Below are 13,323 nucleotides of genomic sequence, written 5' to 3'. Positions count from 1 at the left end.
GCCCGCGGGCGACCCTCTCGCGCCCCCGCACGTTCGAACTCCCTTACGCCTCAAGGACGTATGCCATGACTCCCATGACCATGGGCATCGGTGTGCTCGCCGCCGTCTGCCTGTTCGCCGTCGCCGTCGTCTCCCTGCTGTTCCGCAAGGTGGAACAGGGCAAGGCGCTGATCGTCTCCAAACTGCGCAGGGTCGACGTCACCTTCACCGGGCAGGTCGTGCTGCCGGTGCTGCACAAGGCCGAGGTGATGGACATCTCGGTGAAGGCCATCGAGATCACCCGGGCCGGCCGGGACGGACTGATCTGCCGGGACAACATCCGCGCGGACATCCGGATCTCGTTCTTCGTGAAGGTCAACAAGACCGCCCAGGACGTCGTCAAGGTCGCCCAGGCCGTCGGCACCGCGAGAGCCAGCGACCAGAAGACGCTCCAGGAACTGTTCCACGCGAAGTTCTCCGAGGCGCTGAAGACCGTCGGCAAGCAGCTGGACTTCACCGACCTCTACACGAAGCGCGAGGAACTCCGGTACAAGATCATCGAGTTGATCGGTATCGACCTCAGCGGCTACCACCTGGAGGACGCGGCGATCGACTACCTGGAGCAGACGCCGCTGTCCCAGCTCGACCCGGCCAACGTCCTCGACGCGCAGGGCATCCGGAAGATCACCGAGCTGACGGCCGTCGAGCACGTGCGCACCAACGAGGCGCAGCGCACCGAGGAGATGGAGATCACCCGGCAGAACGTCGACGCGCGCGAGGCCATCCTGGAGCTGGAGCGCCGTCAGACGGACGCCGAGATCAAGCAGCGCCGCGAGATCGAGACCGTACGGGCCCGCGAGGAGGCCGAGACCGCCCGGGTCGTGGAGGAGGAGCGGCTGCGGTCGCAGGGGGCCTTCCTGAAGACCGAGGAACTGCTCGGCGTCCAGCGCGAGAACCAGGCCCGCGAGGTCGCGGTCGCCGCGAAGAACCGCGAACGGGTCATCGCCGTCGAGAACGAGCGCATCGAGAAGGACCGGCTGCTGGAGGTCATCGCCCGGGAGCGGGAGACCCAGCTGACCCGGATCGCCGCCGACAAGGAGGTCGAGGCGGAGAAGCGGGAGATCGCCGAGGTCGTCCGCGAACGGGTCGCGGTGGACCGCACGGTCGCCGAGCAGGAGGAGGCCATCAAGAAGCTGCGGGCCGTGGAGGAGGCCGAGCGGGAGCGGCAGGCCGTCGTCATCGCCGCCGAGGCCGAGGCGCAGGAGAAGCTGGTCAAGGACATCAAGGCCGCCGAGGCCGCCGAACAGGCCGCGGTCCACCGCGCCGCACAGGAACTCACCCTCGCCGAAGCCCGGTTGAAGACCGCCGACCTGGACGCGCAGGCGAAGCTGCGGCTGGCCGAGGGCGTCCGCGCCGAGGCCGCCGCCGAGGGGCTGGCCGCCGTCCAGGTCCGTGACAAGGAGGCCGAGGTCGTGGAGAAGGCCGGCCGGGCGGAGGCCGCCGCGTCCGAGGCACGGCTGCGCGCCGACGCGGAGGGCACCCGGGCGAAGGCGCTCGCCGAGGCGGAGGGCGCCCGCGCCAAGGTGCTCGCCGAGGCCGAGGGCATCGGCGAGAAGCTCAAGGCGGAGGCGGCCGGCCTCACCGAGAAGGCCGCGGCGATGGCCGCCCTGGACGACGCCTCCCGCGGCCACGAGGAGTACCGGCTGCGCCTGGCGGCGGAGAAGGACATCCGGCTCGCCGGGCTGGACGCACAGCGGCAGATCGCCGAGGCGCAGGCCACCGTGCTCGCCACCGGGCTGGAGAACGCCGACATCGACATCGTCGGCGGTGAGTCCGTCTTCTTCGACCGGCTCGTCTCCGCGGTCTCCTTCGGCAAGAGCGTCGACGGCTTCGTCCAGAACTCCGACACCGCACAGGCGCTCGCCGGACCCTGGCTGGACGGCACCGCGAGCCTCCCCGCCGACCTCGGCCGCGCCCTCGGCGCCGTCTCCGCGGCCGGCGTCCGTGACCTGACGGTGTCCGCGCTGCTGACCAGGCTCATGACCTCGGGCGCCGCGAACTCCGGGCAGCTTCAGCAACTGCTGGACAGGGCGGGCGAGCTGGGCCTCGCCGACACCTCCCTCGCCGCCCTCAACGGCAGCGCCAGAGGCTGACCCGGCCGTGGTCCGGAGCCGCCGCGCAGGGGACGGCGGCTTTGGACCCCACCTCCTTCGACCCGCTGAGAGGGACCCATGAGCACCGGCCAGGACACCGGCACCCACGACACGGCGACGGCCGGCGCACCGGACGCTGGCCCGCCCGCGGCACCGCACGACGGCACCGCGGCCACCGGCGCCTACGAAGTGCTGCGCGACCGGCTCACCGCGCAGGCCGCCGAACTCGCCCGCCGCGCCGAGGCACTGAACGCCCTGCGCGTCGAGGAGTTCGGCTCGACACGCCTCGAAGCGGCCGGCACCGGGCGGCTGCGCACCGAGCACGCCGGCGTGCCCCGCGACGTCGTCGCCGTCGGCGACGTCCTCCTCCTCGGCCACAACCCCGGACCCGCGGGCCCGGCCGGCGACGTCCTCGCGCTCTACGACCGCGAGCTGAACCGGCTGCCCGACGGCGCCGTCCCCGGCCTGCTCGACGACCCCGCGTTCGTCCGCGAGATCGCCGGCCTGTACCGCTACTACCGCCAGGCACGCCTGCTGCGGCTGCACCGCGCGGACGGCAGACTGCTGGCCGTCTTCCAGACCGGTGAGACGGCCGACGACACCCGCGTCCTGCGCTGGACGCTCACCGACGGCGGCCGCGCCGGGTTCCTCGACGCGCGCGGCGACCGCGACCACGTCCCGCCGCCCGCCCACGACGTCGAGTGGACGGCGACCACCCGCGAGGACCACGTCCTGGGCCGGCACCCGCACGTCAGCGTCCAGGGCGAGGTCTTCGTCGCGACGGTCGGCGGCACGCTGACGATCAAGACCGAGAACGACACCGGCACGGACCGGGGCATCTACTCCGAGGCGGTCGACGAGCCGCTGCAGTCCCTCGCCGACGCGGACATCGCCTACGCCCGGGTGGGCGCGCTGCTCCTGCTCCGGATCCGCCCCTACCAGGAGGACTCCGACCGCCACCTCGTCTTCAACACCCTGACCAGGACCGTCGTCCGCCTCGACGGCATCGGCCGGGCCTGCCGCCGGCTGCCCGAGGACCAGGGCGTGGTCTTCCCCGGCGGCTACTGCCTGGCCACCGGCAGCCACAAGACGTACGACCTCGACATCGCGGACCTGGAGTTCGAGCGCGAGGTGCGCTCCCCGAACGGCGAGGACGTGCTGTACGCCTTCCACGCCCCCGCGACGGGCCGCGGCCTGCTGCTGCCGTACAACATGATCCGCAAGGAGGTCGCCGCGCCGCTGACCTGCCACGGCTGGACCCTGTTCGACGACGGCACACTGGCCGTCCTGCACACGGAGGACGACGAACCCCGCCGGGTGCACCCGCTCCGGCTGTGGACCTCCCCGTACGTCTCCGACACCCACGCGGCGGCCCGGCCGCTCGGCACCGGACCGCTCGCCCGCGTCGGCAACGCCGACCTGGTCCGCGGCATCTCCGACTGCCTCTCCGTCGCCCGCGCCGTCGACGAGTCGGCGCCGACGCCGACCGCCGAGGTGTACGAGGCGCTGGCCGCCGCCTGCGTCCGCGCGGCCGACGCCCACCACTGGCTGGGCGAGTCCGAACTCGGCGACCTCGCAGCGCCGTTGACCCAGGTCCGGGCGACGGCCGAACAGGTGCTCGGCGAGTTCAGGACCGTGCGGGACCTCACCCGGCAGGCCGCCGGCGCGCTCGCCGACGCGGAGACCCGGATCGCCGCGGTCGTCCGACGGCTGCGCGGCGAGGCCCCGCGCGGAGCCGCCGCCTGGGTCGAAGGACTGACCGAACTGCGCCGCGCCCAGGGACACGTGCTCACCCTCAAGGACATGCGGTACGCGGACACCGGCCGCGTCGACGCACTGGCCGCGGCCGCCGGCGCCGACCTCGCCGCCTTCGCGCAGCGTGCCGTCGCCCACCTCGCCCGCGAGGACGCCTTCGCCGACCACCTGGCCGACGCCGAACGCCTCGCCGCCGACGCCGCGACGATCCACACGGCCACCGAGGCCGCTCCGGTCTCCGCACGCCTGGACCAACTCGCCGCCGGGCTGCGCACGGTGACCGAGGTCGTCGGCGGCCTCGACGTCGGCGACGCCACCGTGCGCACCGCCGTGCTGGAACGGATCGCCGAGGTCCTCGGCGCCCTCAACCGCGCCCGCGCCACCCTCGACGGCCGCCGCCGCGATCTCCTCGACCGCGAGCAACGCGCCGCGTTCGCGGCCGAGTCCACCCTGCTCGGGCAGACCGTCACCGCAGCGCTCGCCGCCGCCGGCAGCCCCGAGGCCTGCGACGACCAACTGGTCAGGGTGCTCGTCCGGATCGAGGACCTGGAGACCCGGTTCGCCGACCACGACGCCTTCCTCGACGCCCTCGCCGGCCGGCGCGACGAGGTGCACGAGGCGTTCGCCGCCCGCAAGCAGACCCTCGCCGACGCCCGCGCCCGGCGCGCCGAACGCCTCGCCGGCTCCGCCGCCCGCGTCCTCGGCACACTGGCCCGGCGCGCCACCGCCCTGCCCGACGCGGACGCCGTCGCCACCTACTTCACCTCCGACCCGCTGCCCGCCGGACTCCGCCGCACCATCGCCGACCTGCGTGAACTCGGCGACCGGAGCAGGGCGGAGGAACTGGAAGGGCGGCTCGCGGCCACCCGGCAGGAGGCCCTGCGCGCCCTGCGCGACCGCGGCGAGCTGTACACCGACGGCGGCCGCACCCTGCGCCTGGGCGCTCACCGCTTCGCCGTCAACACCCAGCCCCTGGACCTGACCCTGGTCCCGCACGGCGACGGCCTCGCCTTCGCCGTCACCGGCACCGACTACCGCGCCCCGGTCACCGACCCGGAGTTCAGCGCCGACCGCGCGCTCCTGGACCGCCCGCTGCCCTCGGAGTCCCCGGAGGTGTACCGCGCCGAACACCTGGCCGCCCGGCTGCTCGACGCGCACGGCCCGGCGGCCCTGGCGGCGGCCGACCTGCCCGACCTGGTCCGGCAGGCCGCCGAGGCCGCCTACGACGAGGGCTACGAGCGGGGCGTCCACGACCACGACACCGTCCTCATCCTCACCGCCCTGCTCCGCCTGTACGACGGCGCCGGACCGCTCCGCCACGAACCGGCCGCCCGCGCCGAGGCCCAGCTGTTCTGGGCGCACGCCACCACCGCCGAGGAGCGCGCGGCCTGGACCCGCAGGGCCCGGTCCCTGGCCCGCGCCCGCGCGGCCTTCGGCCGCGTCCCGGCCGTCGCCGACCTGGAGCGGGAACTGGCCGCCGCCATCGGCGGTCCGGCGGCTGACGCCGCGGCCGGCTACCTCTTCGAGGAACTCACCACCGGCCCCGACGGCTTCGTCATCGGCTCCGGCACCCGCACCCTGCTCGACAAGTTCCGCCGCACGGCCGGCACGTCCGCCTACGACGACGACCTGGCCGCCCTGCACGACCCGGCCGCCCGCCGGCAACTCGCCGAGGCATGGCTGACGTCGTACGCCACCGCGACCGGCGCCGAACTCGGCACCGGCGACCTCGCGGAGGCGGTGGCCGCCGAGCTGTGCCCGGAGCTGCCGCGCCACGCGTCCGACGCGCCGCTGACCGAGACCGTCGAAGGGCTGCTCGGCACCCACCCGCGCATCCACCGCCGTACGCTCACGGTCCGCATCGACGAACTCCTCGCCCGCACCGCCCGGTTCCGCGCCCACGAGGTCCCCGCGCACCGCGCCCGCCAGCGGCGCCGCACGGCACTGGTGGCCGCCGAACGGGCCCGGATCCGGCTGGAGGAGCACCGGCCCCGGGTGACACCGGCGTTCGTCCGCAACCGGCTCGTCGACGAGGTCTACCTGCCGTTGATCGGGGACAGCCTGGCCGGACAGCTCGGCACCACCGGTGCCGCGGACCGCACCGGGACCGGCGGCCTTCTCCTGCTCGTCTCACCGCCCGGCTACGGCAAGACGACCCTCGTCGAGTACGTCGCCGAACGCCTCGGCCTGCTCCTGGTCAAGGCCGACGGCCCGGCGCTCGGCCACGACGTCACCTCGCTGGATCCGGCCGAGGCCCCGAACGCCACCGCCCGCCGGGAGGTCGAGAAGATCAACTTCGCGCTGGCGGCCGGCTCCAACACCCTCCTGTACCTGGACGACATCCAGCACACCTCGCCCGAACTCCTGCAGCGGTTCATCCCGCTGTGCGACGCCACCCGCCGCGTCGAGGGCGTGTACGACGGCGAGCCGCGCACCTACGACCTCAGGGGCAAGCGGTTCGCCGTCTGCATGGCGGGAAACCCCTACACCGCGTCCGGCACCCGCTTCCACATCCCCGACATGCTCGCCAACCGGGCCGACGTGTGGAACCTCGGCGACGTCCTGACCGGCAAGGAAGAGGCGTTCGCCCTCAGTTTCGTCGAGAACGCCCTGACCGCGAACGCCGTGCTCGCCCCGCTCGCCGGCCGTGACCGCGCCGACCTCCGGCTGCTGGTCCGCATGGCGCAGGGCGACAGCACGGCCCGCGCGGACCGTCTCGTCCACCCCTGCCCGCCCGCCGAACGGGACCGGATCCTCGCGGTGCTGCGCCACCTGCTGACCGCCCGCACGACGGTCCTCGCGGTCAACGCCGCCTACATCGCCTCCGCCGCCCGGTCCGACGCCACCCGCACCGAACCGCCGTTCCGGCTCCAGGGCTCCTACCGCAGCATGAACCGGATCGCCCAGCGCATCCAGCCGGTCATGGACGACGCCGAACTCGCCGCCGTCGTCCACGACCACTACACGGCCGAGGCCCGGACCCTCACCACGGACGCCGAGGCCAACCTGCTGAAACTCGCCGAACTGCGCGGCACACTCACGTCCGAACAGGCGCACCGATGGGACGAGTTGAAGGCCGCGTACGTCCGGGCCCGGACCCTGGACGGCCCGGCGGACGACCCGCTCGGCCGCGCGGTGTCCGCCCTCGGCCTGCTCGCCGACCGGCTCGCGGCGGTGGAGACGGCGATCGACCGGGCCGCCGCCCGGGAGCCACGGTCATGACGGGCTTCCTGGTCCCGGTCGCCGCCGCCGTGCTGATCGTGGCGGTGATCACCGTCCCGCTGGTCCGCGCGGACCGGCGGCGCACCGCGGGCCCCCGCGGTCAGGCGCCGGCCGCCTTCGGGTGCCGGGCCGCGTACGGGTCGGCCGGCAGCCCCTCGGGAGCCTCCCGCTCCAACTCCGCCCTGGCGGCGCGCAGTTCCCGCCGCGCCGCGCCGTCCACCTCCGGGTAGTGGGGATCGATGCCGATCAGGGTGTGCGCGAGGATCGCCGCCGTACAGATCCGCGCGAACCACTTCCGGTCCGCCGGCACCACGTACCAGGGCGCCCACTCCGTACTGGTCGCCGACAGCATGCGGGAGAACGCGTGCTGGTACTCGTCCCAGTGGCGCCGCTCCCGGACGTCGGCCGCGGAGAACTTCCAGTTCTTCTCGGGCAGATCCAGGCGCTTCAGGAAGCGGGTGCGCTGCTCCTCCTTCGACAGGTTCAGGAAGATCTTCACCACCTTGAACCCGTTGTCCGTGAGGCAGCGCTCCCAGTCGTTGATCTCGCGGTACCGCCGCTTCCACACGCCGTGCCCGCGTGCGGCCTCCGGCAGCCTCTGCCGGAGGAGGAGTTCGGGGTGCACGCGGACGACGAGGACCTCCTCGTAGTGCGAGCGGTTGAACAGGGCGATCTCGCCGCGCCCGGGCAGCCGCATGCCGTAACGCCACAGGTAGTCGTGGTCCAGTTCCTCGGCGGAGGGCACCTTGAAGCTGCTCACGCGCACGCCCTGCGGGTTGACGCCGCTCATCACGTGCCGGATCGTCCCGTCCTTGCCGCCGGCGTCGAGCGCCTGCAGGCACAGCAGCACGCCGTAGGTGTCCTGGGCGGCCAGCCGTTCCTGGTACTCGGCGAGCAACTCCACTCCGGACCGCAGCAGTTCGGCCGAGTCACGCTTCTTCAGACCGGCTTTGAAGCGGGGGTCGAAGTCCCGGTCCACCCGGATCCTGGTCCCCGGTTCCACCCGCAGCGGTTCGACGAAGTCCGCGATGCGCCTGGCCCGTTCGTCCGACATCACCGATCAGTTCCTCTCGCAGCCGCCGCCCTCGCCCGCGTGCCGCCCTCCGCACCCATTCTCGTGCCGGACGGACAAGATCGCCCCTTGGAGCCGGAGCCGGAGCCGGAGCCGGAGCCGGAGCCGGAGCCGATCGCCGGGAGGGCGGCATCGGCACCACCGCGGGTGGGGGAGTGACGGGCGGTCAGCGGGGCGGGCGGGGGCCGGTCCGCGGGGTCACTCGACGGTGACCACGACCGAGTGCCGGCCGCTGGCGCCGTCGGGGACCGTGCCGGTGCGCTCCTCGGTCTGGACCCGGCCGGTGCGGTCGGTGGCGCGCACGGTGAGCGTGTGACCGCCCCGGGTGGCCTGCCAGGGGAAGGACCACTGGCGCCAGGTGTCGCGGCTGTCCTCGGCGGCCAGCCGGGCCTGCTGCCAGGGGCCGTCGTCGACGCGGACCTCGACGCGGTCGATGCCGCGGTGCTGGGCCCAGGCGACCCCGGCGACCATGACCGTGCCGGCCTCCGGGCGGGCGAAGGGCTTGGGGGTGTCGATCCGCGACTGCGTCTTCACCGGCGCTTTCCTGGCCCAGCCGCGCTTGACCCAGTAGGGGTCGTAGGCGTCGAACGTGGTGAGCTCGATGTCCTCGATCCACTTGCAGGCCGAGACGAACCCGTACAGGCCCGGCACGACCATTCGGACGGGAAAGCCGTGCTCGAAGGGGAGCGGGACGCCGTTCATCCCGACGGCGAGCAGGGCGTCCCGGCCGTCCATGACCTCCTCGACCGGGCTCCCGAGGGTCATGCCGTCCACCGAGCGCGCCACCAGCTGATCGGCCGGTCCGCCCCGCGACGGCGGCCGCACCCCGCACTCGGCCAGCAGCGCGGCCAGGCGCACGCCGATCCAGCGGGCGTTGCCCACGTACGGGCCGCCGACCTCGTTGGAGACGCAGGTGAGCGTGATGTCGCGTTCGACCAGCTCGCGGCGCAGCAGGTCCGCGAAGGAGAGCGTGACCGGCCGGGCGACGCCCTCGCCGTGGATCCGCAGCCGCCAGGCCGTGGCGTCCACCTTGGGCACCACCAGCGCGGTGTCGACCCGGTAGAAGGCGTCGTTCGACGTGATGAACGGGCTGATCCCGGCGATCCGCGGCCCGGCGCCCCGCGGCACCGCGGAGGCGGGCGAGCCCGGCGCCGGCAGCACCACCCGGTCCCGGGAGGCGACCGCGCCGCGCCCACTCGCGCCGTTCAGCGCCCGGCCCAGTACCCCGGCTCCCGCGGAGGCCACGGCGGCGGCGGACGCCGCCACCACGAACCCGCGCCGGTCCCAGTCCCCGGCCGGCACCCGGCCCGCACCGGCCCCGGCATCCGATCCGTCCCGCGCACCGGCCGCACGGTCCCGCCGGGCCAGCCGGCCCGCCAGGACGTACAGCAGGACCGCTCCGGCGCCCGCGCCCACCAGCGACGGCACGGCGTCGGCGAACCCCCGGGAGTCGGGCCGACCGGTCGCCGCGACCGCGCCGACCACGCCGAACAGCGCCACCCCGGCGGCTCCCGCACGCCGGAAGCGCAGCGCCGCCACGCCGAGGGCGACGGCGAAGACCGCCAGCACCGCCAGGATCCCGAGTTCCAGCACCAGTTTGTCGTCGGTGCCGAAGTGCCGTACCGCCCAGTCCTTCACGGCCGTCGGAGTCCGGTCGATCGCCGCGCCGCCCACGGCGATCACGGGCCCCGCCTCCGGCCGGACCGCCGCCGAGGCGAGTTCGGCGACGGCGAGCGCGGCGAACCCGGCCACCGCACCGGCGAGGGCGGCTGCCAGGAGGCGGAGCCGGCCGGCCGGTTCGTGTGCTGTCGTGTCGTCGTCGGTCATGGAAGGAATCCGGTGCCGCGGACGAGGCGGATGGGTCGCTCACCTGATCGGATGAATGTGCGCGCCGCACCCGTCCGCGGGCCGTTCCGCTACGGACAAGAGAGAAAGAGGAGACACCGGAGCGCGGGGGAGCGGACAGCGGGAGCGCGCCTCCGGCCTGCGGACCCGGTGCCGCCCCGTCCGGGAATCCGGGGACCGCCGGGGCGGCCGCCGCCCGGCTGGTGAGACCGGTCGCGGCTGCATAGCGTGATCACATGACCACAGAAACGGCCCGGCCCGCTCTCGACGACCGGCGGTGGAAAGCGCTCGGGGTCTGCCTGACCGCGGGGTTCATCTCACTGCTCGACGTCTCGATCGTGAACGTGGCGCTGCCTTCCATGGAACGCGGCCTCGGTGCCTCCGACGCCACCCAGGCCTGGGTGGTGTCCGGCTACGCCCTGGCCTTCGGGCTCGCGCTGGCACCGGCGGGACGCCTCGGTGACCTGCGCGGCCGCCGCCAGGCGCTGCTGTTCGGCCTCGCCGTGTTCACGGCCGCGTCGGTGGCGTGCGGGTTCGCCACCGGCCCGACCTGGCTGGTGGTGTGCCGGCTGATCCAGGGCGCGGCCGCCGGTGTGGTCGCCCCGCAGACCTCCGCGCTGATCCAGCAGATGTTCCAAGGCGCCGAACGGGCCCGGGCGTTCGGCTTCCACGGCAGCGTCGTCGCCGTGTCCACCGCGGTCGGTCCGCTGGTCGGCGGAGTGCTGATCCAGGCGTTCGGCACGGCCGACGGCTGGCGCTGGGTGTTCTTCGTCAACGCGCCGATCGGCGTCGCCGCGCTCGTCGCGGGCCACCGGGTGCTGCCGCGCCTGCCGGTGCCGGACGACCGGCGGGAGAAGTTCGACCCGTTCGGCGTACTGCTGCTCGGCATGGGCGTCCTCGCCCTGCTGCTGCCCCTGGTGCAGGAGCAGCAGTGGCAGGGCCGGGCCAAGTGGCTGCTCGTTCCGGTGGCCGCGCTGCTGCTCGGCGCCTTCTGGACGTGGGAGAAGACGCAGGCCCGCCTCGGGCACGCCCCGCTGGTCGACCTCGGGCTGTTCTCGCTGCGCTCCTTCACGCTCGGCGCGCTCATCAGCCTCATGTTCTTCGCCGGGCTGACCACCATCTTCTTCGTGCTGTCCCTGTTCCTGCAGAACACCGTGGGATACAGCGCGCTGGCCACGGGCCTGTCGATCCTTCCGTTCGCGGCCGCCTCCGCCGTCGGCGCGGCCGTGGGAGGCCGGCTGGTGATGCGCTACGGCCGCAGCCTGGTCGTCATCGGCCTGAGCGCGGTGGCCCTCGGGCTGCTCGGGGTCGTCGCCGCCGTCCAACTCGTGCCCGGGGACGGCGTGGGCTGGGCCATGGCGCTGCCGCTGGTCGTCGCCGGCATCGGGTCCGGGCTCACGGTCTCGCCCAACACCACCCTCACGCTCACGCTGGTGCCGGTACGGCGTGCCGGTGCGGCGGGCGGGGTGCTGCAGACCGGCCAGCGCATCGGCTCGGCCCTCGGCATCGCCGTCGTCGGCTCCGTCTACTTCGCCCACGTCGCCAACCACGCCCGGCCCACGACCGCCCTGCAGCTCGGGCTGCTCACCGCCGTGGGGATCATCCTCGTCGCCCTCGTCCTGGCGGTGGCCGACCTGCGGGAGCGCCGGACCCGCCCCGGCCGCGACGACCTCGCGGCGGCCGCACCGCGCGGCCACGACGAGAACGGCGCCGGCGAGATGGCCGGCCGCGGCGCCTGACAGCGGCCGGGCACCGGAGAACGAAGCCCGCGTCACGCGGCCGGAACACGCACATCCGGCCTGGGTGACGCGGGCTTTCAGACTTCCGCGCGCGGGCGTCCCGTGCGAGGCCGCCGGCGCGCCTCGAAGAGGACCATGGAGATCTTCACCGCGGTCGAGATGGTCAGGGCCTGCGTGAAGGGCATTCCCATGAGCCACAGCGCGACCATCATGACGCTGAGGACCAGGAACACCGGCAGCAGCATGGTCTCCCTGACCGCGGACCGCAGCGCACCGCGGAACCCGCCGGGCCGGTCCGCCGCACCGGTCGTGCCGACGCGGATCTCTTCCTCGTCTGCCTGAGGCATTCTCTGTCCTTCCCGCGGGCTCGTTCTCGCTAGCGAGCCTAGGTACGGCCGGTTGGGGCCGCCACCGCTGCTACTCCGTGCCGCGCGCACACGCGTCGGCCGTGCGGCTCGGCCATCGAGCCGCACGGCCGGGGCCGGCGGGTGTGCTCAGACGCGCGCCAGGGCGGGCAGGAGACGCAGGGCGTTCCCGCGGTTGATGTGCCGGCGCTCCCGCTCGCCGAGAGCGGGATCCTCGTCAAGGGCGGGAGTCGTCACGTCGGTGACCACCCGGGTGGGGGTGGGCGGCCAGTCGCTTCCGTAGAGGATGCGGGAGGAGCCCGCGGCGGCCAGCAGGGTGGGGGTGGCCGACGGGGACATCGGGGCGGCCGTGTCGTAGTAGAAGCGGTGCAGGTAGTCGGCGACGCGGCCGGGGTCGACGGCGGGGACCAGCTGACGTCCGAAGACCTCGATCCGGCCCGCGATGTAGGGGAGGTACCCGCCGCCGTGCGGCAGGACGAACGTGAGCCGCGGGAAGCGGTCCAGCGTGCCGTTCATGATCAGGCTCAGCGCGGCCGCCGTCGTGTCCATCAGGAAGTCGCACACGAACGGCGGTACGCCCTCGGGGCCGCCGCAGGAGTTCACCTGCATGGGGTGCGTGCTGATCACGGCGGAACGCTCGTCGAGTTCCGCCATGATCGGGTCGAGCTTCGGGTCGCCCAGGAACGTCCCGCCCGTACTGGTGCGGGCGCTGACGCCGACCGCGCCCAGCCGGTCCATGCCGTGCGCGACGGACCAGCGGGAGAGTTCGGCGTCGTCGAGGAAGACCGGTGTGAAGAAGGCGAAGCGGCCCGCGTGCCGCGCCGTCAGATCGCCCGCGGCCTCCAGGGCGACACGCGTGCTCTCCTTGCGTGCCGCCGCGTCCCGGAAGCGCCCCAGCATGGCGACGGTGAGGACGCTGGTGCGGGTGCCGGTCCGGTCCATCAGGTCCAGGGCGGCACTCTCGTCCCAGCGTGTCCACGGCGGCAGGTTGTCGCGGTCCGCGATCCCGTTCTGCTCGGCCCAGCTCACCCATTCGGGCGCGGTGTAGTGATGGTGTACGTCGATGCGCTCGTGCCGGGCGTCGTCGCCCGGCACGGTGCGCGGGCCTATGTCGCCCGGGGCCTGTGTCGCGGTGGTCTCGGCGGCTTGAGACATGGAGGTGCTCCCTGTGCTGGAACGGTTCGGAGGCTCGA

The 13,323-nt window shown here is 74.0% G+C and carries 7 protein-coding genes; 3 read left to right on the top strand and 4 right to left on the bottom strand.

Annotated features, from left to right (window positions below; all coding sequences use genetic code 11):
- Window positions 1-65: 65 nt before the first annotated feature.
- Both ACIQOE_RS11550 and ACIQOE_RS11545 read left to right on the top strand, forming a co-directional pair.
- Window positions 66-2,132 carry a flotillin family protein gene (locus tag ACIQOE_RS11550; protein WP_365576837.1) on the top strand — a complete coding sequence of 689 codons (2,067 nt, stop codon included), beginning with the start codon at window positions 66-68 and terminating at the stop codon, window positions 2,130-2,132.
- Between the two features lie 78 nt (window positions 2,133-2,210).
- On the top strand, window positions 2,211-7,109 hold the full coding sequence (locus ACIQOE_RS11545) for a DNA repair ATPase (protein WP_401411088.1): 4,899 nt from the start codon (window positions 2,211-2,213) through the stop codon (window positions 7,107-7,109).
- Between the two features lie 100 nt (window positions 7,110-7,209).
- Here ACIQOE_RS11545 and ACIQOE_RS11540 read toward each other — a convergent pair whose 3' ends face one another.
- Together ACIQOE_RS11540 and ACIQOE_RS11535 are read right to left on the bottom strand one after the other, a co-directional pair.
- Window positions 7,210-8,163 carry a polyphosphate kinase 2 family protein gene (locus ACIQOE_RS11540; protein WP_401411086.1) on the bottom strand — a complete coding sequence of 318 codons (954 nt, stop codon included), beginning with the start codon at window positions 8,161-8,163 and terminating at the stop codon, window positions 7,210-7,212.
- Window positions 8,164-8,379: 216 nt separating this feature from the next.
- Window positions 8,380-10,008, bottom strand: coding sequence for a molybdopterin-dependent oxidoreductase (locus ACIQOE_RS11535; RefSeq protein WP_399011244.1), 1,629 nt, complete (start codon window positions 10,006-10,008; stop codon window positions 8,380-8,382).
- Between the two features lie 254 nt (window positions 10,009-10,262).
- On the opposite strand from ACIQOE_RS11535, the gene ACIQOE_RS11530 reads away from it, so the two are divergent.
- Window positions 10,263-11,765, top strand: coding sequence for an MFS transporter (locus ACIQOE_RS11530; protein ID WP_365561327.1), 1,503 nt, complete (start codon window positions 10,263-10,265; stop codon window positions 11,763-11,765).
- Window positions 11,766-11,842: 77 nt separating this feature from the next.
- Here the strand turns inward: ACIQOE_RS11530 and ACIQOE_RS11525 are convergent, their stop codons facing one another.
- Both ACIQOE_RS11525 and ACIQOE_RS11520 read right to left on the bottom strand, forming a co-directional pair.
- Window positions 11,843-12,112: a hypothetical protein gene (locus ACIQOE_RS11525; RefSeq protein WP_401411084.1), complete on the bottom strand. Its 270-nt coding sequence runs from the start codon at window positions 12,110-12,112 to the stop codon at window positions 11,843-11,845.
- Window positions 12,113-12,259: 147 nt separating this feature from the next.
- Entirely contained in the window at window positions 12,260-13,285 is a 1,026-nt protein-coding gene (locus ACIQOE_RS11520; RefSeq protein WP_401411082.1) for an amidohydrolase family protein, read from the bottom strand.
- Window positions 13,286-13,323: the final 38 nt, after the last annotated feature.

The organism is Streptomyces sp. NPDC091282, assembly GCF_044757385.1.
Lineage (GTDB): Bacteria > Actinomycetota > Actinomycetes > Streptomycetales > Streptomycetaceae > Streptomyces > Streptomyces gramineus.
Note: the sequence above shows the minus strand (reverse complement) of the source record. Positions and strands in the feature narration are given on the sequence as shown.